The sequence below is a fragment of the Photorhabdus noenieputensis genome (assembly GCF_018448935.1).
In the GTDB taxonomy this organism is placed as follows: domain Bacteria; phylum Pseudomonadota; class Gammaproteobacteria; order Enterobacterales; family Enterobacteriaceae; genus Photorhabdus; species Photorhabdus noenieputensis.
Window position 1 is genome coordinate 47,681 of the sequence record NZ_RCWC01000009.1, and the last position, 19,883, is coordinate 67,563.

A 19,883-nucleotide genomic window follows, 5' to 3' on the forward strand; every position below is an offset into this window, starting at 1 on the left:
TCATTATTGTTTAATAAAAAAGTATTACCCCTTCACAAAATAAAGTTGAAGAGCTCCCACTCACAGGTAATCAGAATGAATTTTCGTCAAGTTGTTCTAATCCCTTTGTACAAAAAGGTCTAAATCTTTTAACGTGTTAACTCTATTTTTTACACCATTTCAAAAATTGAAGTGTTCTAAGGTAGCAACGGATCATGGCAGAAAAAAAACTGGAAACTTCACTGGTCAATGCAGGTAGAAGTCAAAAATTTACTCAAGGCGCAGTCAATCCCATCATTCAGCGAACATCATCGGTGATCTTCGATTCTGTCGCCGCTAAAAGACATGCAACGCAAAACCGGGACAAAAGCGAACTGTTTTATGGCCGCCGTGGTACACAGACTCATTTCTCTTTTCAAGCAGCAATGGCTGAACTGGAAGATGGCGCAGGCTGTGTGCTTTACCCTTCTGGTGCTGCCGCGGTTAGTCACTCTATTCTCGCTTTTGCCGCCGCCGGTGATCATATTCTATTAACAGGTTCGGCTTATGATCCGACGCAAGGCTTCTGTGACAAGATATTGTCACGGATGAATATTACCCGCGATTATTTCGATCCTATGATCGGCGAGGAGATTGCTGATCTGATTAAGCCCAATACCAAAGTGGTGTTTCTTGAATCCCCTGGCTCTATCACAATGGAAGTACAGGATGTTCCCGCGATTGTCCGTGCGGTACGGAGCGTTAATCCAGATATTGTCATCATGATCGATAATACCTGGGCGGCAGGCGTGTTGTTTAAAGCTCTAGAATTCGGCATCGATATTTCGATTCAATCCGGCACCAAATATATTATTGGTCACTCAGACGCCATGTTAGGTATTGCTGTGGCAAATGAACGCTGTTGTGTACAACTGCGAGAGAGTTCCTATTTGATGGGACAAATGGCAGATGCCGATACGGTTTATATGGCCAGTCGTGGATTACGTACTTTAGCCATTCGTCTGAAACAGCATGAAAAAAGCAGTATTGAAATAGCGCGCTGGCTGCAACAACGAACCGAAGTTGCCGCAGTCTATCATCCGGCTCTGCCCTCCTGCCCCGGCCACAAAAATTTCATCCGTGATTTCAGTGGCAGTAATGGTCTGTTCTCTTTTCAATTGAAAGAGAAATTAACCCCGCAACAATTTACCGATTATCTGGATAATTTTCACCATTTTAAAATGGCATTCTCATGGGGTGGTTTTGAATCTTTGATCTTGGGTTATCAACCAGAAGAGATAAAAATAATACGCCAGTACGATATTTCACAAAGGACGGGCACTCTGTTCCGCCTGCATGTCGGGCTGGAAAATGTTCAAGATTTGATTGATGACCTCGCAGAGGGATTTGGTCGAATTTCGACTTGAGTAATCTTATTGTTATTCAATGTAATAAACTGAAAAACTTAGCACTTGGAAGTCATAATGAAGCGATAATATATACCCGTCATCTTTCAAGTTGCCTCTTTGTTGGCTGCACTCGCTCACCCCGGTCACATAGTTTGCTATGCTCCCGGGGATTCACTCCCTTGCCGCCGCGATGCATCTTGAAATCCATAGGGTATAGATATATTGCCGGTACGATGTATTTGCATTACATTTCGTTAAACAGATTCTCAAATCAGCATAACGAGGTAGAAATATGCATGTCTTACCAAGTGTTGAGTTCGAAGTTGGTGCAGAATCCAAGCTTACCAATCGCAGCCAAACAACCATCCCAACATCTGTCCGTAAAGCGCTTAGGCAAAAACCAGACCATGATAGCATCACATATAAGATTTTATCTTCGGATGATGGATTTATTAGTCATAAAAACAGCGAAGAAGAAAAAGATCCTGTCATGGAATCATTTTTGAACTTTTTAGTAAAAGACATTCAGAAACATCCTGAACAAGTACGACAACTAGATGAACAACTCATTAACCGGGCGAAGTCACTTACCGCTGGAATAGACATAGATCTGAACAATCTATTATTCGATGACGATGAGTAAAGAACTATGTATGATCGAATATGTGTAATAAACGGATAGGCTATTTTTGCTTATCCATGCTTTATCGAACAATTAAAATAAGCAATAGATAAGGTAGAACAACTTCAACAAAAATATCCAAATGACTACCTGAAAAAAAATGATACAAAACGCTTAGCTGCAATCATAAAACTCGTTACTGAAATTATTCCCAGTGACCCAACTAATATAACCTTTCGTTTAAGTGATACATTGGGTAGCAAAAGAAAACACTGGTTCAGAGCAAAATTTTTCCAACAATATTGCTTTTTTTCCGTTTTCACACTGAAAGTAAAATTATTATCTTTGGCTGGGTAAATGATGAGAGAACAAAAGGGGCGGTTATGTGTCTCAATTGATTCATCAGTATCAGCCATTAATTTTCCCTTATCAGGGATAAAGTCAAGCCATGCCAAAGCTTTTACTGTAAACTGACTTTATATATACAGATGCAATAAATTTATTTTATATACCCTATGGATTTCAAGATGCATCGCGACGGCAAGGGAGCGAATCCCTGGGAGCATAGATAACTATGTGACCAGGGTGAGTGAGTGCAGCCAACAAAGAGGCAACTTGAAAGATAACGGGTATAACAGTTACAGGATAAGCAATGGAAGTACTAAACGGGATCATGCAGGCATTATGGCAGCATGACTTTTCTAAACTTGCCAACCCCGATGTTGTCTGGATTATCTATGGCATTCTATTTGTAACACTGGTTCTGGAAAATGGTTTATTACCCGCCGCTTTTCTACCCGGTGATACTCTGTTAATCCTTGCCGGTGCATTAATTGCCAAGGGAGTCATGAGCTTTATCCCAACCGTTTTTATATTAACAGCGGCGGCAAGTATCGGTTGCTGGTTTGGCTATCTTCAAGGGCTATGGCTTGGCGATACCAAACGAGTTAAAAATTGGCTGGCACAACTTCCTATTCAGTATCGCCAACGAGCTAACGAGCTGTTTTTCAAACATGGTTTGGCCGCGTTACTGATTGGCCGTTTTTTGGCTTTTGTCCGCACTCTGTTACCAACATTGGCGGGTATATCCGGCCTTAACAGTAAACGCTTTCAAGTTTTTAACTGGTTGAGTGGCCTGCTATGGGTTGTCATCGTGGTCGGTTTTGGTTATCTCCTTAATCAGATCCCGTTTATTAAAAATCACCAAGATTTGGTGATGAACATTTTGATAATTTTACCCATAGTGCTGTTGCTAAGTGGTTTAAGCGCCTCTTTGTTGATGTACTGGCACCACAAGAAAATCTCGGCGACAAAACGTAAATAAAAGTCATCATGGTTTACAAGCGGCAGCAGGATTTTTATCCTTAACTTAATGTACCAATATTATATGGACTAAGGCTCAGCCACTAAGTGATATTCTTGGTATCGATGCATCACCAAACCGGTCAATCTATGTACTTGGCCATGTGTTGATCACAATCATGGCTTGGATCACGCCAATTGTATTACTTTCTTCAATTACTCTTAATATCAACTTAATATCAATTGCCATGATTTTAGCTGATATTTTAAGTCTGTCTTTTTATAGGAGTTAGTAATGGATAATCAACCTATTATCAAACTTGCTGATGGGAATCACATGCCACAATTGGGACTTGGATCATGGGCAGCAGATGACCAACAGATAGCAGAAACAATCCATGCTGCATTGGATATCGGTTATCGGGCAATTGATACCGCCGCTATCTACAACAATGAGAAAGGCGTAGGCAACGCGTTACAAGAAACAGATATCCCCCGTGAAGATATCTTTGTTACAACTAAATTGTGGAATGACAGACACCTTGATGCTCGTGCTGCGTTAGCAGAAAGTCTGGAAAAGTTGCAACTGGATTATGTTGATCTTTACCTCATTCACTGGCCTGCACCACCACAAGATCAATATGTTAGCGCCTGGCAACAATTGATTGAATTGCAGAAAGAGGGGCTTATTCGTAGTATCGGTGTTTCTAATTTCCAACCTGAACATATCCAGCGACTGATCAATGAAACCGGCGTTCATCCCGTTATTAATCAGATTGAGTTGCACCCGCTGTTACAGCAACGTCAGCTTCATGCCTGGAATGCTACACATAATATCGTTACCGAATCTTGGAGTCCGTTGGCACAAGGTGGTGAAAATATATTTGATAATCAACTGGTTCAACATCTGGCACAGAAGTATGGCAAAACACCCGCGCAGGTTGTTATCCGCTGGCACATTGATAACGGCATGATTGTGATCCCAAAATCAACTACGTTATCAAGAATTAAAGAGAACTTTGATGTGTTCGACTTCAAACTAGAAAAAGAAGATTTGACCGCGATGACTACGCTAGATATCGGCAAACGTCTGGGGCCAACCCCTGAAACATTCGTTGATTTCAGTGAATTCCTTGAGCTTCTTGAGCAAAGGAATACTAATGATCAGTGCTGAAAAACAGCGGATAACATTGATAAGGTGATAGTGGGCAAAACAGAATTAAAACGTGCGCGGCACCAATGCCGCGCCCCGATTTTGCTGAGCTATTTTCATTATTGATTGATCGGTATAGTCACTAATTGCCCAACAGAGCCGCGATCAGCCATTTCCAGAATCTGGCTGTAATAGAGGAATGGGAAGTGTTCATAAGAGGGCTGGTTCATATAAACCAGTAATTCCATCCGCCCATCAACCCAAACGGTATCCTTCCAACCATAATCTTGCGGTTGAGGTGTCCCTCCGTTGTGGTTAATCACCTTAAACTGCACACCTTCAATATGGAACGGTTGTGGGACAGAGGCATTTACGATCCAACGCTCCCACGTTCCTTGCTGGCTAGTAATATCTACCCGATTCATATCCCATAATGCACCGTTAATTCCCGGCATATTACCATCAAGATAAATTTCCCGGTTACGGATTGCATTGGAAACCGGCGTAACATCATCAACCAGACGAGATGGCAGATCATCTGTCACCAAAGATAATAAGCCGGTTGCTTTAATGGTCAGAACAGTACTGGAAATCAACACGGTGGAGGGTTCAAACAATCCACGTAACTTATCAAGTATCCCGGCTGATTCACCGGCAGTAATAACAACTTCATCCTCTTTGGACATATCAATCAATATTTCCCGCCGTTCTCCTGGCGCAAGGGAGAGTTGCTGAACGGCTATCGGCGCAGGTAACAGCCCCAAATCAGTGCCTATCATATAGAAAGGACGACCATCACTGATCTGTAGCTGATATCGGCGGGCATTGGATGCATTTAGTAGACGTAAACGAATCCAGCCACGAGATACTTCAATAAAAGGATTTTGTACGCCATTAACTAACAGAGTATTACCCATAAACCCACTATCAGAAGTCGGTTGATACTCAGGAACCCCAAAGTTATCCAACCGTTTATCCTGAAGAATAACCGGGAAATCATTAACACCATAATGTTTTGGCAACGGCAAATGGCGGCTGGTTTCATCTTCCACCAACCACATGCCAGCCAAACCTTTATAAACATGTGGTGCCATCCGATTAGGTGTATTGGCATGATACCAGCAAGTTGCCGCCTGCTGGCGAATAGGCAACACTGGCGACCAGTCAGACCCCGGAGATATTTGACGGGCAACTCCACCAGTCAATGTACCCGGTAATTGTAATCCGCTGACGGTCATTGAAACCGGCTCCGCTAGCCGATTGCTGTATATCAGTTTGACATCATCGTTTTTATGAACCCGGACAGTCGGACCAAGATATTGACCATTAATTCCCCATACACTGGTTTTATATTGTCCATCAAAAGTCCAATGCGCTTTTTGTAAAGTCAGAAATAACGGCTGCCCACCACGGGACTCCAGTAAAGGGGGAACCGGCAAAGCAGTCTGCTGATTTTTGCTGGCCCGAACCAATAAAGGAGCGGCTCCGATACACATTGCCAAGCCTGATACCTGAATAAACTGGCGCCGACTAAATGACATATTTTCTCCGCAACAAACCTAATTAAATTCCGGGTTTATATGGCTCAAAAATAGTTGAGACACTGCAATCATTCACCCCGGAAGCGAATAACTCAATATTGAAGTTATTAAAGCTTATTATCCTTTTGATTGCGCTTAACAAAAACATTATTTATCAAGCGCTCATCATAACGCGAATATGGAGGGAATTAAACTATCTGAATGCATTACACGAATCTCTCCCGATCGGCGATCAGTACACATCATTTCCGACAAATAATAAATTGTGGTTATGGACAACAAACAAAAATCCTCACATATACTAAATATGTGAGGATTAAAGTACACTTAAAAGCTACCGCCTTTGTCAGTCCCACACTTTATTATAAAAGCGTGGTCAAAAATAACCGATTATGAATACTTATCCTGTTTCTCCATTGCAGCCAATTCCTCATCCAGCTCCTCTATTTTAACTTTCATTATCTGGTGACAATATTCCGCCAGTTCACGCACCTGATCTTTGGTATATCCAGAAGTATCAATAGGTGGCAACATTTCAACAATGACGGAGCCATTATTCCAGCGATTCAACTTAATATTGCCGTTAGTAATGGAAGAAACACAGACCGGAACAATCGGTACTCCCGCCGAGATAGCAGCATGAAAAGCACCGGTTTTAAATGGCAGCAAACCACGGCCACGACTACGTGTCCCTTCCGGAAACATCCAAATAGAAAGACGACGAGTTTTAATCTGCTCCACAACCTGAGCAATCGTGCCATGTGCTTTAGCACGGTTAGCACGATCAATTAGGATATTACCTGCTAGCCAATAAAGCTGACCAAAAAATGGGATCAGCACCAGACTTTTTTTACCTACCGTCACAGTACCAGGCTGAACCGCATTGGACATGGTTATCATGTCATAGTTGTTTTGGTGGTTGCCAATATAGATACTCGGACCATAACGCCTGGCTTCCGCTGGAATACGTTCGATAATTCTGACGCCAAATACTTTCGACAACCGACCAAACATATTCCCAAACACCATAACATGGTCAGGGTGACGTGGCCTGAATAAACAGTAAATAGCACCAGAGACACACACTACAATTGAAAACAGAATAACAATAATGCCGCGAATAATTGCTAACATAGTCCCCTCTTATTTAACGGGCCTCTTTAGCCCGTTAATCTTATACCCGTAGGGTAGATTTAATCCCACTATTTAGTTACGTTAGTAGCAGAAGGTGGAGTCTCAACCTGTACCCGTTCAATACGCTGCAACCCACGAGGTAGAGGCGTTCCCTTACGACCACGTTCTGCCCGGAATTTCTGAAGATCTTCAGGACGCAGCGTCAATTTACGCTTTCCAAAGTAAAGTGTAATAGACGATTGTGGCGATAGTATCAATAACCAACTCAGCAGGTCATTTTCTACGGCTGACTGAACAGAAATTATCTTATTCCCTTTCCCTTTAGAGAGCTGAGGCAAATCTGCAACCGGGAACATTAACATCCGGCCTGAGCTGGTAATTGCCAGCAGCATATCATCCTGCGGGTTAGTTATTTCCAGAGGCGTCATGACACGAGCATTTTCCGGTAATGTAATCAGTGCCTTACCCGCCCGGTTTTTAGCAACCAAATCACTAAAATTACAGATAAAGCCATAACCGGCATCAGAAGCCATCAGAAACTTCTGTTCATCAAGTGCCATCAGTACATGCTCTACCGTTGCCCCGGCAGGCAAAGTCAGTTTCCCCGTCAGGGGTTCCCCCTGCCCTCTGGCAGAAGGCAAATCCCGCGTATCAAGCGAGTAACTGCGACCTGTTGTATCAATAAAAACAACCGGCTGATTACTCTTACCTCGGGCTGCACCACGGAAGCTATCGCCCGCTTTGTAATTCAACCCGGCCGGATCGATATCATGACCTTTCGCGCTACGAACCCAACCCATCTCAGACAATACGATGGTCACCGGCTCAGAAGGTGTGATGTCATGCTCACTCATCGCTTTGGCTTCATCTCGTTCTCTCATTGGAGAACAGCGCTCATCACCATAAGTGGCGGCATCAGCCATAATCTCTTTCTTCAACAGCGTGTTCAGTTTGCGCTCGGAGCCCAGAATCGCCTGTAACTTGTCTCGCTCTTTCGCCAGCTCATTCTGTTCGCCGCGGATTTTCACCTCTTCCAGTTTAGCTAAGTGGCGTAATTTCAGCTCAAGAATGGCTTCTGTTTGCATCTCACTTAAACCAAAACGCGACATTAATACCGGTTTTGGCTCATCTTCACTACGGATAATGTGAATGACTTCATCAATATTAAGAAATGCGATCAGTAAGCCTTCCAGCACATGCAAGCGCTTAAGGACTTTCTCCAGACGATGGTTCAGACGTTTACGAACGGTTTCCCGGCGGAATATCAGCCATTCGGAGAGGATCTCAACCAGCCCTTTTACGGTCGGACGGTTATCCAACCCGATCATATTCAGGTTGACGCGATAACTCTTTTCCAAATCTGTAGTGGCAAATAGATGATTCATCACCTGTTCCAAATCAACCCGGTTTGTGCGAGGGACAATAACCAGACGAGTTGGGTTTTCATGATCAGATTCATCACGCAAGTCATCAACCATAGGCAGCTTTTTAGCCCGCATTTGGTTAGCGATCTGTTCCAACACTTTGGCACCAGAAACTTGATGCGGCAGCGCAGTGATCACGACATTGCCATCTTCTTTCAACCAAACAGCTCGCATCCGTACCGAACCACGGCCATTTTTATAAATCTTACGGATATCTTCGTGAGGAGTGATGATCTCCGCTTCAGTCGGATAATCAGGGCCTTTAACGTGTTCCATCAAATCATCAAGGGAACTCTGAGGCTTATCCAACAGTGTGACCAGCGCATTCGCCACTTCGCGAGCGTTATGGGGTGGAATATCTGTCGCCATCCCCACCGCAATACCGGTGGTGCCATTCAGCAAAATATTTGGCAGACGCGCCGGCAACATTTTCGGTTCCTGCAACGTGCCGTCAAAGTTTGGCACCCAGTCAACGGTACCGTGGCCTAACTCAGTTAACAGCAACTCGGCATATTTGGACAGGCGAGACTCGGTATAACGCATCGCGGCAAAAGATTTGGGATCATCCGGCGCTCCCCAGTTTCCTTGTCCATCCACTAAAGGATAACGGTAAGAAAATGGCTGCGCCATTAGCACCATCGCTTCATAGCAAGCACCATCGCCATGTGGATGGTATTTACCCAGTACATCACCTACGGTACGGGCGGATTTCTTAAATTTGGCGGTATTGTTCAACCCCAATTCCGACATGGCATAAACAATACGGCGCTGAACCGGTTTCAAACCGTCACCGATAAAAGGCAGCGCCCTATCCATGATGACGTACATGGAGTAGTTCAGGTAGGCGGTTTCCGTAAATGAGTGGAGCGGCAATCGCTCCACACCATCGTGAGTTATCTCACTCATTCGTTAATTTCCTCAGAATCTTCTTTGACTATCCCTGTGGGTGTTACACTTCAATTTCTACACTATCACCCTTCTCTTGCAGCCAGTTACGGCGATCTTCTGAACGCTTCTTCGCCAGAAGCATATCCATCACAGAGAAGGTTTCCTGATAGTTTTCATCATCGATAGTCAATTGCACCAGACGGCGGGTATTCGGGTCTAACGTTGTTTCACGCAATTGCATTGGATTCATTTCACCCAATCCTTTAAAACGCTGTACGTTAGGCTTACCCCGTTTGCGGCTTAGGCGATCCAGCACCGCACTTTTTTCCTCTTCATCCAGTGCGTAATACACTTCTTTACCTAGATCAATACGATATAAAGGCGGCATAGCCATATAAACATGGCCATTTTTAACCAATGTTGGAAAATGGCGGACAAACAGTGCACACAACAACGTTGCAATATGCAAACCGTCTGAGTCCGCATCCGCCAGAATACAAATTTTGCCATAGCGTAACTGGCTGAGATCGTGGCTATCCGGGTCAATCCCAATCGCAACGGAGATATCATGAACTTCCTGTGATGCCAACACTTCATCCGAAGAGACTTCCCAGGTGTTCAGAATTTTTCCTTTCAGCGGCATGATCGCTTGATATTCACGGTCACGAGCCTGTTTTGCCGAGCCGCCCGCAGAATCGCCTTCCACGAGAAACAGCTCCGTGAAATTGAGATCCTGTGATGTACAATCAGCCAGTTTTCCTGGTAATGCCGGGCCACTGGTCAATTTTTTACGCACAACCTTTTTCGCGGCACGCATTCTACGTTGTGCACTGGCAATCGCCAATTCAGCCAGTTGCTCTGCCTCTTGAACGTTCTGGTTTAGCCACAAACTGAAGGCATCTTTAACAACACCAGAGACAAAAGCAGCAGATTGGCGCGAAGAGAGGCGTTCTTTAGTCTGACCAGCAAATTGCGGGTCCTGCATTTTTACCGACAGAACATAAGTACAGCGATCCCAGATATCATCGGCGGCAAGTTTCACACCACGTGGCAAGATATTGCGAAATTCGCAAAATTCACGCATTGCATCCAGTAACCCCTGACGCAGCCCGTTTACATGTGTTCCGCCCTGCATCGTCGGGATAAGGTTCACGTAACTTTCAGCCAGTAATTCTCCCCCTTCCGGCAGCCAGAGCAACGCCCAGTCAACTGCTTCGGTCGCACCACTGAACGTACCGACAAAAGGCGCTTCCGGCAATGTTATCAGGCCATTAACCGCCGCCATTAGATAGTCGGTCAGACCATCGGCATAACACCATTTCTGTTCGGTATCGTTGATCTTGTCTTTAAAAACAATTTCCACCCCCGGACATAATACCGCTTTCGCTTTCAACAAATGGGTCAAGCGAGAAACCGAGAAACGTGGGCTGTCAAAGAAACTTTCATCAGGCCAGAAGTGAACACTGGTACCGGTGTTGCGCTTACCACAGCTCCCTATCACTGCCAGTTCCTGCACTTTATCGCCATTTTCAAAAGCAATCTGATAAATCTGACTGTCACGACGAACGGTGACTTCAATCCGTCTGGACAAAGCATTCACCACCGAGATCCCCACACCGTGGAGACCACCAGAAAATTGATAGTTTTTATTCGAAAATTTACCACCGGCATGTAAGCGACTCAGGATCAATTCAACCGCTGAAACACCCTCTTCTGAATGAAGATCAACCGGCATGCCACGGCCATCATCAATGACCTCCAGTGACTGATCGCTATGAAGGATCACTTCAATATGTTTAGCGTGCCCCGCTAAAGCTTCATCCACGCTGTTATCGATCACTTCCTGTGCCAAATGGTTCGGACGAGTTGTATCAGTGTACATTCCCGGACGACGGCGAACCGGCTCCAGACCACTGAGAACTTCAATGGCATCTGCGTTGTAACTAGATTGAGTCATGTTGTAGTTCTGTTGGTTGCTTCTTGATTAAAGGGCTAATCAGTTTTGTATACTGTTGATAATACCAGTCGTTCAAACATTTTTGGCAAGTTTTTTCTCGCCATCATTAGAAAGCCCAAGAAAGTTGATGATTTGTGGGAAATAGTGTTCAAACCCGATAAAGGCATGATTACCGCCAGATTCAATAGTTTGCTTACATAATACCAGATAAGCAACCGCCTGGCGGTAATCCAGTACCTCATCTCCGGTTTGCTGCAATAACCAGATAAGATCCGGTGACTCCAGCGGTTCAATCCGCATGATTTTCAGATCATGAATATGGCGCGGTTCCAACGTATATCGTTGGTTGGTATAGGGGTTAATATTTTCCCCAAGATAATCCCGCAGTAACTCAAACGGACGCACGGCTGGATTGACAACGACAGCGGGCAAGCTGAAACATTGTGAGAGCCATATCGCCAGATAACCACCGAGAGAAGAGCCAACAATACCAAAATTATCCCCGGCCCGCTCCATCACCAAATTTTCCAGCAACTCAGCCACTTCTTCAGGATAAGGGGGTAACTGAGGTACCAGCATTTCAATGTCAGGGTGATGCTGATGCAGCCACGCTTTTAAGGCATTTGCTTTTGCAGACTGTGGAGAACTGTTAAAACCATGCAAATAGAGTAACGTTGACATCAGGCCGTGCCCCTTAATTGTGCGTAAATACCACCGGCCACTATGCTTCTGTACAACAAGCCACAAATGGTGAGGCTTGACAAATCCAATAAACAGAGAGTAACACAGCAACACCAAGAGACAAACACAACCTAATATCCATCCGAATCTAAATCAGGGCAAAACTCATTGCTTTCCAGTCGATGGACCTGAGTTGCCAAACCAAATTCGCCATTATCGGCAACAGACAATTCGAGATAACGCCACCCCGGCGCGACCGTATCAAGCATAAAATTGGTACAATGTGGTTTGAATTGCACGCTTGTTGATGGTGTCGCCATCATACGGATGCCATTCCAATCCAGATCCATCTCCTGATGTATATGCCCACAAAGCATCGCCTTAACCCGTGAGTAACCTTGCAGATACTGGGCCAAAATATGTGAATTGCGCAAACTATGCTGATCCAGCCAGGTACAACCTGATGGTAATGGATGATGATGAAGCAGGATCACCGTATAACGTTCAGGGTACTGATCCAGGCACTTTTTCATCCATTCAAGCTGATATTCCGACAACTCCCCGTGAGGAACGCCCGGTACTTGACTATCAAGCATCAAAAGTTGCCAGTACTTACCGACTAAAATTTGTTTCGACGGAGAAACACCAGCCGCCGCCAAGGCATCCACCATCGCAGGCTGGTAATCATGATTACCCGGCAACCAGACACAAGGTGCCGGTAAACGGGCAATACCATCAGCAAAATGTCGATAAGCTTCCAGCGACTGATCTTGCACCAAATCACCTGTCGCTACGATTAAATCAATATCAGCATTTTGCTTGAGTATGGCATCCAGCACCGCCTGGTAACTGCGATACGTATTGATACCCAATAAAGTATCTTCTTTGCTGGCAAAAAGATGCGTATCTGTTATTTGCAATATTTTGGCTGTGGTTCCCTCTACCACAGGCAGTTCAAACTGGCTTTCCAAATGGTTTCCTTGTCCTATAAGTCATCGGCGAGCATCATAACTCGTTTTAACGCAAGAGATCTGCTGACTGGCACACACTTCCCTTTTCTCGGTTAAAAATTAGGAATTATCTGAATTCCACTCTTTTTTTAACTTTTCATGGTGTAATGCCAGCCATTGTATCGCAATAACTGAAGCGGCATTATCAATAATTCCTTCTTCCATCCAATGATAAGCTTGTTCACGACTGACTACATGCACCCGAATATCTTCATGTTCACCAGACAATCCATGAATACCAGTCGCTGTCGTAGCATCCACTTCCCCCACCATCACCGAGATACGTTCCGTTGTTCCTCCTGGGCTGGAGAGATAACTCAACACCGGTTTGCAACGTTTAACTTCAATCCCTGCCTCTTCCATTGTTTCGCGGCGCACCACCTGCTCCACCTCTTCGCCCTCTTCAATCATACCGGCAACAATTTCCAGTAACCACGGCGTTGCTTTCGTCTCTATTGCCGGAATACGTATCTGCTCTATCAATACAACCTCATCACGATGTGGATCATAAGGCAACAATGCACCAGCATGGCCCCGCTCAAAAACTTCACGGTTAACCTCTTCACTCCAACCACCCGCAAACAAGCGATGGCGGAAGCGGTAATTTGTCAGTTTAAAGAACCCATTGTATAAACTTTTTTTCGTGATAATTTCCACATCCTGCTTATCCAACATGACTGGTGTTGACGGCTTCTTATGCATAAAATTCTCCTAAATAGTTCCTTACTTGCTAGCCACTAAGATGATATTAATCAAGCGGAGTTAAAAAATTCATCCTTTGGTGGTGTAAAGTTAAGCTAAATTAAGGCAATATGGCACAAACGGCTACCTTTGGCTGATAGCATACTCTGCTAGAATCTGTAATATTTCGTTTTTCACCAAGGCAACGTAAGAGTCTATCCCAATAGGCGTAATTGGTGCAGGCCGTTCTTATAAATGAACAGTGAACTCGGGCCGCGGGCAGCCCCCGGAGCATTCACTTTTTATCACAAAGCATGGCAAATAAAATAGCCTAATGGGATAAACAACGAGCAAAATAGCTGTGCAATCAAGGAATTACAATGAAGAAACTGCTCTCCATTTTTATCGCTATGAGCCTGACGGGATTTAGTTCGATGGGTCAGGCTGAAGATCTTTTGCAAGTTTATAAGCAAGCAAAAGAGAGTAACCCTGAACTACGTAAATCAATGGCTGAACGTAATAAAGCTTTTGAAAAAATTAATGAATCCCGTAGCCCATTATTACCCCAGTTGGAATTAAATACCGGATACTCCTATAACAGTGGTTACCGCGATCAACGTGACACAGAAAGCAATACATTGAATGCGAAGCTTGGCTTGAGTCAGACCATTTTTGATATGTCCAAATGGCGTCAATTGAATTTAGAAGAAAAAACGGCTGGTATTGCTGATGTTACCTATCAAAGCAGTGAACAAAAACTGATTCTGGATAGTGCAACAGCTTATTTCAAAGTACTGCGTACCATTGATACGCTCTCCTATATTGAATCTCAGAAAGCGGCCATTTATCGTCAGTTGGATCAAACGACTCAACGTTTTAATGTCGGTCTGGTTGCAATTACTGATGTCCAGAACGCCCGTGCTAACTACGATGATGTACTCGCTCAGGAAGTTGCCAGCCGTAATGAACTGGACAATGCACTGGAAGCTCTGCGTCAGGTAACGGGGATTTATTACCCGCGGTTAGCCTCGCTAAATATTGATCATTTCAAAACACAGAAACCAGAAGCGGTAGATATTCTGCTAAAAGAGGCGGAGAAACGTAATTTAAGTTTATTATCTGCTCGTTTAGGTCAGGATCTGGCCCGTGAACAAATCAAAGCAGCCCAAACCGGCCATATGCCAACTATTGATTTAGGCGCTTCTACCAATGTTTCAAATAGCCAGTTTCATGGTTCTAATCGTCAAGCAGGCAGCAAAGAAAGTGCCTATAGTGGCGAGAACAGCGTCGGCCTGACACTTCGTCTGCCAATTTATAGCGGCGGTGCCACCAGTTCCCGCGTTGAACAGGCACAATATGGTTTTGTCAGCGCCAGCGAACAATTAGAGAGCACCTACCGCAATGTGGTACAGACTGTCCGTTCTTCCTTTAACAACATATCTGCTTCCATCAGCAGTATCGACGCCTATAAACAGCTTGTTGTTTCGGCGCAAAGCTCACTCGACGCAATGGAAGCGGGTTATCAAGTTGGCACTCGCACCATTGTTGATGTACTGAATGCCACTACCAAGTTGTACGACGCCAAGCAAAAGCTATCCAATGCTCGCTATGATTATCTGATTAATCAACTGAATATTCAGCATGCACTGGGTACGCTCAATGAGAAAGATTTAGTTGCTCTGAATAATTCGCTAGGTAAACAGCTCTCAACGTCCGCTAACAGCATTGTTCAGGAAACAGGAACCCCAGTAACATCTGTTCGTAACTGATTCTGTTATTCACTTTCACTAATTAACGGCCCGCCATAAAGCGGGCTGTTTTATTTCCAGCCAATAACAATTTATTCCGAAAGAAAACCCGATATTTATCTTAATACAGAAAATATATAACTCAGAAAAGTCCTTCAAATGGATTCCAGCTCTTGCTATTCACTGTTTCTTTCAAATAATAAGCATAATTAGCAGTAGTACTCCATATTGCCGCAAAACTAAACTGAGCCGCCAAAATAGCAGCAACAGGAAGCTCAATCCCCAGAACGCCTTCCATAACCCCCAATATCATCATCACGACAACAGCGATTACAAGTAAAGTCAGATTTTTCCGCCATAATCCTAGAACAAAGAAGTAAATGAAACCAAAAAAGAAGGCAATAAAGTTCATGTTCAACAACATACGACGCCTAGAGGGTTCTGCTTTCATGGCAGCTTTATGCTCAGGCGTTTTGGGGGCACCATTTTTCTCAAAGAATGCAAAACGCGTCTGCCACTTTTCTGGATATTGAATTTTATCCATGCTACTTAATTCCTTAATTAAAATAGAAAATACAACACCAATAATATAATAACACCAGTTATTAATTTAAGATTATATTCCTAAGATTATTTGCTGGAGATATAAAATAGACAATATAATTAGTAGATTCACTTACATTATCATGTTACATATTCAATCACCCTTAATTTACCGGAATTCATGGAGGTTCGGATTAATACCATAAAATATCTATTACAGCACTAATTTTCTAAAAAATAGCGGTTTTTCAGCATCAAAACCAGATTAATCGGAATACCAGATAATCAATATCCAGCAACCTCTTTGTCAGACAAAGAAATCAGGCTAACAATTCGAAGGTTTATGCTTTAATTTTGTTCATATTTCCCCTATCCTTAAGACTATTTCATAAAGAATCATAGACATCTAAAATCTGGGTATACGACGATGACAATAAAGCGGACCAAAGATATTAATCACAACACATTCCGTAAGGCTTGGCGTAACTATCGCCTTGCACCTGTGGCAATGGCTGTCAGTGCGGTTTTCATGTTATCTGCCTGTGAAAAGAGTGATGAAACCGTCTCTCTTTACATGAATGCAGATGAATGTTCTCAAGCCAATCCATCACAAAGTGAGCAATGTACTACTGCTTACAACAATGCTCTGAAAGAAGCGGAAAAAACAGCGCCTAAATATGCCACCAAAGAAGACTGTATTGCTGAATTTGGTGAAGCACAATGTACTCAAACTCCGGCACAAGCTGGCCTTGGCACTACTGCTTCCAGTACCACCACCAATGGCGAAGCACAGGCACAGCAGCAGCAAAGCGGCAGCTTCTGGATGCCGCTGATGGCAGGTTATATGATGGGACGTCTAATGGGAGGCGGTTCAGCGCCGTCACAACCTCTGTTTAGCTCTAAATCGGCCACCAGCCCGGCAAACGGTCAATTCGTTGATGCGTCGGGTAAAAGCTATGGCCCGGCAACCGCAGGTGGTCGTTCCATGACAGTGCCTAAAACAGCTATGGCACCAAAACCAGCAACAACCACAACCATTACCCGTGGCGGCTTCGGTGACTCTGTTGCAAAACAGTCAGCCATGCAACGCAGCAGCGCCTCTTCGGGTTCCACATCTCGTTCAGCGGGAGGCTAACCACGGATGAAACGTATTGCTATTACTGAACGCCCGGATTGGCGTGAAAAAGCGATAGAATATGGCTTTAATTTTCACACCATGTATGACAAACCCTACTGGTGTGAAGAGGCTTATTACCAGTTTTCTCTTGCCCAAATTGAAGAAATCGAAGCTACCACCGCTGAACTGCACCAAATGTGTTTGCAGGTAGTCGAGAAAGTTGTCGATAGTGAAGAGTTGCTGACTAAATTTCAGATTCCAAAGCATTGTTGGGATTTTGTTCGTAGCTCCTGGATTACCAGTCAGCCATCACTCTATTCCCGTTTAGATTTGGTTTACGACGGTAAAAGCCCGGCAAAACTGTTGGAAAATAATGCTGATACACCAACTTCGCTGTATGAGTCCGCCTTTTTCCAATGGATCTGGTTAGAAGATCAGATGAATGCCGGGTTACTGCCAGCGCATGCCGATCAATTCAACAGCATGCAAGAGCAATTAATTGAACGCTTTGCTCAGTTGCGTGATGAACATGGCTTTGGCTTACTGCACATGGCTTGCTGTCAGGATACGGAAGAAGATCGCGGTACCGTTCAATATTTGCAAGATTGTGCGCAGGAAGCCGGTGTTCCAACCGAGTTCTTATTTATTGAAGATATCGGTTTGGGAGAGAAAGGACAGTTTACAGATCTAAAAGATCAGGTGATCAGCAATCTGTTCAAACTCTACCCTTGGGAATTGATGTTCCGTGAGATTTTCGCTACCAAATTGGAAGATGCTGGCGTTCGTTGGTTAGAACCCGCCTGGAAAAGTATTATCTCCAACAAAGCATTGCTACCAATGTTGTGGAAGATGTTTCCAAATCATCCAAACCTGCTACCCGCTTATTTTGCCGATGATAATTATCCGGCAATGGAGAGCTATGTTATTAAGCCACTGTTCTCACGGGAGGGGGCTAATATCCGTATTATTGAAAATGGCAAGGAAATTGCCAATGTTGATGGCCCTTACGGTAAAGAAGGTATGATCGTTCAGCAATTTCATACACTGCCAAAATTCGGTGACAATTATACGCTAATTGGTAGCTGGCTGGTGAATGATCAGCCTTGTGGTATTGGTTTGCGAGAAGATAGCGAACTCATAACTCAGGATTTATCTCGCTTCTATCCACATATTATTTTGGATTAATTACTAACTAGGGAGGAATTAAAGTAGGTTGCCACAACGCCAAAGATTCCTCCTTCAACAATTTGATAAAAACGTTAGCTTATAATAAAGGTAAATACTATGGCGAACACAATATATTTAACCATTACAGGTAAAAAAAACAAGGGCTTATATCCAGTGGTTGTTCTACCTATGATTCTATACCCGTCATCTTTCAAGTTGCCTCTTTGTTGGCTGCACTCACTCACCCCAGTCACATAGTTATCTATGCTCCCGGGGATTCGCTCCCTTGCCGTCGCGATGCATCTTGAAATCCATAGGGTATATAATAGACTAAGAAATAGCTTTTTTATAAGGTGAGTTATTACCTTCAGTGACCAATTGATTCCACAACATCTTAGAATCATCACCTTTCGCATGACCTAAATCAATCCATCCCAAATCTTCAGTATAGATTAACCTACCGCTATCAATGTCAACCTTATTCGTCATTTTTAAATATCTCTGTACTGTAGCTCATGATATTAAAATTTCAGCTATAACTTTCCATATTTTTAAGCTAAAATTTAGTGTTATCAATTTACAATCTTTTTTGATCTCATTCTATTAGACTGCTCACGAAATCGATTCCTTTATATATAACACAAATATAATTGAACCAATGAAACTTTTAATGACGAAACATCAATGCATTTTCACACAATGGGCAAAAAAATCCCTGTCTCACCGGTCAGCTATCAAGCCTTAAAAAATAAAGAATTCAGCCGTTATTGATGCTATAGTGTTCAATAACTATTATTGGTTTTTATTGGGAGCTCTTATGTCCATATCAGCAAAACAGACGATTACCGCACAGATACCTATCAAACTAGCTACAGCCATAAACGATTTAGCCAAAGAGTTAGACCGCTCAAAATCGTGGATCATTAAAGAGGCTCTTACCTCAATGATTGAGGAACGTGAACATCGCCACCAAATGATTTTGGCTGGCCTCGCGGATGTCGATACAGGCCGTATTGTGAATCATTCAGATGTTATTAATTTTGCATCTAAGCTGAAAAAATCATAATCATGGAGGTTTATTGGACACTTAAAGCTCAGAATGATTTGGAGCGCATCTATCATTTTGCCTGTCAATACAGTAAATCACATGCTAATAATGTGTTAGACCATCTAATTATCAGCACTACAGATCTCTGGCACTGCAACCTAAGATAGGGATTCCTCAGCCTAGATATAAGCCCCGCGAGGTACGTAAGGTACTTTTTAGTGATTACGAAGTCCATTACGAGATATCCAACGATACAATTTACATTGTAGACCTTTGGCATACCCACGAAAACCGTTAGTTAAAAACCATCCTCACAAAAGGATATGCAGTATAACAAGTTCATGATCTGGTGCTAAATTCTGAATTTGACTAGCCATTCTGACCTGTTCCAGTACGTCAACATGGGCTTTCAGCTTAACCCAACTTGAAAGCCCCAATTCACGGGCAATTACCCCCCTGAGCATCACCCAACCGGCTGTGCTGTTGAATGAATTCCTCTT

General features: G+C 43.6%; 19 protein-coding genes and 1 pseudogene. 10 read left to right on the forward strand and 10 right to left on the reverse strand.

The window, feature by feature from the left end:
- The first annotated feature begins 194 nt into the window (after positions 1-194).
- From metC to dkgA, 5 genes are all read left to right on the forward strand, one after another.
- Positions 195-1,385: a cystathionine beta-lyase gene (gene metC, locus EAE91_RS08765; RefSeq protein WP_214088155.1), complete on the forward strand. Its 1,191-nt coding sequence runs from the start codon at positions 195-197 to the stop codon at positions 1,383-1,385.
- Positions 1,386-1,659: 274 nt separating this feature from the next.
- Positions 1,660-2,010, forward strand: coding sequence for a type II toxin-antitoxin system PrlF family antitoxin (locus EAE91_RS08770; protein WP_214088156.1), 351 nt, complete (start codon positions 1,660-1,662; stop codon positions 2,008-2,010).
- A gap of 129 nt (positions 2,011-2,139) precedes the next feature.
- On the forward strand, positions 2,140-2,346 hold the full coding sequence (locus tag EAE91_RS24955) for a type II toxin-antitoxin system YhaV family toxin (protein ID WP_244868749.1): 207 nt from the start codon (positions 2,140-2,142) through the stop codon (positions 2,344-2,346).
- Positions 2,347-2,641: 295 nt separating this feature from the next.
- The gene (locus EAE91_RS08780; RefSeq protein ID WP_214088157.1) at positions 2,642-3,313 is read left to right on the forward strand and encodes a DedA family protein; all 672 of its coding nucleotides are present in this window, start codon (positions 2,642-2,644) and stop codon (positions 3,311-3,313) included.
- 273 nt (positions 3,314-3,586) lie between these two features.
- Positions 3,587-4,465: a 2,5-didehydrogluconate reductase DkgA gene (gene dkgA, locus EAE91_RS08785; protein WP_214088158.1), complete on the forward strand. Its 879-nt coding sequence runs from the start codon at positions 3,587-3,589 to the stop codon at positions 4,463-4,465.
- 98 nt (positions 4,466-4,563) lie between these two features.
- On the opposite strand, the gene ftsP is transcribed toward dkgA, so the two are convergent.
- The 7 genes from ftsP to nudF all read right to left on the reverse strand — a co-directional run bounded on the left by ftsP (position 4,564) and on the right by nudF (position 13,781).
- Positions 4,564-5,985: a cell division protein FtsP gene (ftsP, locus tag EAE91_RS08790; protein WP_214088159.1), complete on the reverse strand. Its 1,422-nt coding sequence runs from the start codon at positions 5,983-5,985 to the stop codon at positions 4,564-4,566.
- Positions 5,986-6,375: 390 nt separating this feature from the next.
- The gene (locus EAE91_RS08795) at positions 6,376-7,119 is read right to left on the reverse strand and encodes a 1-acylglycerol-3-phosphate O-acyltransferase (protein ID WP_214088160.1); all 744 of its coding nucleotides are present in this window, start codon (positions 7,117-7,119) and stop codon (positions 6,376-6,378) included.
- Positions 7,120-7,187: 68 nt separating this feature from the next.
- Entirely contained in the window at positions 7,188-9,449 is a 2,262-nt protein-coding gene (gene parC, locus EAE91_RS08800) for a DNA topoisomerase IV subunit A (RefSeq protein ID WP_214088161.1), read from the reverse strand.
- Positions 9,450-9,492: 43 nt separating this feature from the next.
- A complete protein-coding gene (gene parE / locus EAE91_RS08805; RefSeq protein WP_214088162.1) occupies positions 9,493-11,388 on the reverse strand; it encodes a DNA topoisomerase IV subunit B in 1,896 nt (631 codons plus the stop codon).
- A gap of 72 nt (positions 11,389-11,460) precedes the next feature.
- Positions 11,461-12,069 carry an esterase YqiA gene (yqiA, locus tag EAE91_RS08810; protein ID WP_214088163.1) on the reverse strand — a complete coding sequence of 203 codons (609 nt, stop codon included), beginning with the start codon at positions 12,067-12,069 and terminating at the stop codon, positions 11,461-11,463.
- 131 nt (positions 12,070-12,200) lie between these two features.
- Entirely contained in the window at positions 12,201-13,040 is an 840-nt protein-coding gene (cpdA, locus tag EAE91_RS08815; protein WP_214088164.1) for a 3',5'-cyclic-AMP phosphodiesterase, read from the reverse strand.
- A gap of 99 nt (positions 13,041-13,139) precedes the next feature.
- A complete protein-coding gene (nudF, locus tag EAE91_RS08820; RefSeq protein ID WP_214088165.1) occupies positions 13,140-13,781 on the reverse strand; it encodes an ADP-ribose diphosphatase in 642 nt (213 codons plus the stop codon).
- Between the two features lie 359 nt (positions 13,782-14,140).
- Between nudF and tolC the strand changes: the two genes are divergently transcribed.
- Positions 14,141-15,529 carry an outer membrane channel protein TolC gene (tolC, locus tag EAE91_RS08825; protein WP_214088166.1) on the forward strand — a complete coding sequence of 463 codons (1,389 nt, stop codon included), beginning with the start codon at positions 14,141-14,143 and terminating at the stop codon, positions 15,527-15,529.
- A gap of 121 nt (positions 15,530-15,650) precedes the next feature.
- Here the strand turns inward: tolC and EAE91_RS08830 are convergent, their stop codons facing one another.
- On the reverse strand, positions 15,651-16,052 hold the full coding sequence (locus tag EAE91_RS08830) for a DUF2628 domain-containing protein (protein WP_214088167.1): 402 nt from the start codon (positions 16,050-16,052) through the stop codon (positions 15,651-15,653).
- A 426-nt stretch (positions 16,053-16,478) separates the two neighbouring features.
- On the opposite strand from EAE91_RS08830, the gene EAE91_RS08835 reads away from it, so the two are divergent.
- Together EAE91_RS08835 and EAE91_RS08840 are read left to right on the forward strand one after the other, a co-directional pair.
- Positions 16,479-17,186, forward strand: coding sequence for a DUF1190 family protein (locus EAE91_RS08835; RefSeq protein ID WP_214088168.1), 708 nt, complete (start codon positions 16,479-16,481; stop codon positions 17,184-17,186).
- A gap of 6 nt (positions 17,187-17,192) precedes the next feature.
- Positions 17,193-18,353: a glutathionylspermidine synthase family protein gene (locus tag EAE91_RS08840; protein ID WP_214088169.1), complete on the forward strand. Its 1,161-nt coding sequence runs from the start codon at positions 17,193-17,195 to the stop codon at positions 18,351-18,353.
- A gap of 312 nt (positions 18,354-18,665) precedes the next feature.
- On the opposite strand, the gene EAE91_RS08845 is transcribed toward EAE91_RS08840, so the two are convergent.
- Positions 18,666-18,824: a hypothetical protein gene (locus EAE91_RS08845; RefSeq protein ID WP_214088170.1), complete on the reverse strand. Its 159-nt coding sequence runs from the start codon at positions 18,822-18,824 to the stop codon at positions 18,666-18,668.
- Between the two features lie 328 nt (positions 18,825-19,152).
- Between EAE91_RS08845 and EAE91_RS08850 the strand changes: the two genes are divergently transcribed.
- Both EAE91_RS08850 and EAE91_RS24740 read left to right on the forward strand, forming a co-directional pair.
- The gene (locus tag EAE91_RS08850) at positions 19,153-19,401 is read left to right on the forward strand and encodes a CopG family ribbon-helix-helix protein (RefSeq protein WP_036778328.1); all 249 of its coding nucleotides are present in this window, start codon (positions 19,153-19,155) and stop codon (positions 19,399-19,401) included.
- A gap of 2 nt (positions 19,402-19,403) precedes the next feature.
- Positions 19,404-19,681 (forward strand): annotated as a pseudogene (locus EAE91_RS24740) (type II toxin-antitoxin system RelE/ParE family toxin).
- Positions 19,682-19,694: 13 nt separating this feature from the next.
- Here EAE91_RS24740 and EAE91_RS08860 read toward each other — a convergent pair.
- Entirely contained in the window at positions 19,695-19,847 is a 153-nt protein-coding gene (locus tag EAE91_RS08860) for a hypothetical protein (RefSeq protein ID WP_214088171.1), read from the reverse strand.
- Positions 19,848-19,883 lie beyond the last annotated feature (36 nt).

Excerpts from the sequence above, each read along its gene's own strand:
- yqiA (WP_214088163.1), bottom strand. The coding sequence starts at position 12,069 with ATGTCAACGTTACTCTATTTGCATGGTTTTAACAGTTCTCCACAGTCT.
- EAE91_RS08850 (WP_036778328.1), top strand. The coding sequence starts at position 19,153 with ATGTCCATATCAGCAAAACAGACGATTACCGCACAGATACCTATCAAA.
- EAE91_RS08860 (WP_214088171.1), bottom strand. The coding sequence starts at position 19,847 with ATGCTCAGGGGGGTAATTGCCCGTGAATTGGGGCTTTCAAGTTGGGTT.
- tolC (WP_214088166.1), top strand. The coding sequence starts at position 14,141 with ATGAAGAAACTGCTCTCCATTTTTATCGCTATGAGCCTGACGGGATTT.
- parC (WP_214088161.1), bottom strand. The coding sequence starts at position 9,449 with ATGAGTGAGATAACTCACGATGGTGTGGAGCGATTGCCGCTCCACTCA.
- EAE91_RS08830 (WP_214088167.1), bottom strand. The coding sequence starts at position 16,052 with ATGGATAAAATTCAATATCCAGAAAAGTGGCAGACGCGTTTTGCATTC.
- EAE91_RS08780 (WP_214088157.1), top strand. The coding sequence starts at position 2,642 with ATGGAAGTACTAAACGGGATCATGCAGGCATTATGGCAGCATGACTTT.
- EAE91_RS08795 (WP_214088160.1), bottom strand. The coding sequence starts at position 7,119 with ATGTTAGCAATTATTCGCGGCATTATTGTTATTCTGTTTTCAATTGTA.
- EAE91_RS08840 (WP_214088169.1), top strand. The coding sequence starts at position 17,193 with ATGAAACGTATTGCTATTACTGAACGCCCGGATTGGCGTGAAAAAGCG.
- metC (WP_214088155.1), top strand. The coding sequence starts at position 195 with ATGGCAGAAAAAAAACTGGAAACTTCACTGGTCAATGCAGGTAGAAGT.
- EAE91_RS08835 (WP_214088168.1), top strand. The coding sequence starts at position 16,479 with ATGACAATAAAGCGGACCAAAGATATTAATCACAACACATTCCGTAAG.
- EAE91_RS08770 (WP_214088156.1), top strand. The coding sequence starts at position 1,660 with ATGCATGTCTTACCAAGTGTTGAGTTCGAAGTTGGTGCAGAATCCAAG.
- ftsP (WP_214088159.1), bottom strand. The coding sequence starts at position 5,985 with ATGTCATTTAGTCGGCGCCAGTTTATTCAGGTATCAGGCTTGGCAATG.
- nudF (WP_214088165.1), bottom strand. The coding sequence starts at position 13,781 with ATGCATAAGAAGCCGTCAACACCAGTCATGTTGGATAAGCAGGATGTG.
- parE (WP_214088162.1), bottom strand. The coding sequence starts at position 11,388 with ATGACTCAATCTAGTTACAACGCAGATGCCATTGAAGTTCTCAGTGGT.
- EAE91_RS08845 (WP_214088170.1), bottom strand. The coding sequence starts at position 18,824 with ATGACGAATAAGGTTGACATTGATAGCGGTAGGTTAATCTATACTGAA.
- dkgA (WP_214088158.1), top strand. The coding sequence starts at position 3,587 with ATGGATAATCAACCTATTATCAAACTTGCTGATGGGAATCACATGCCA.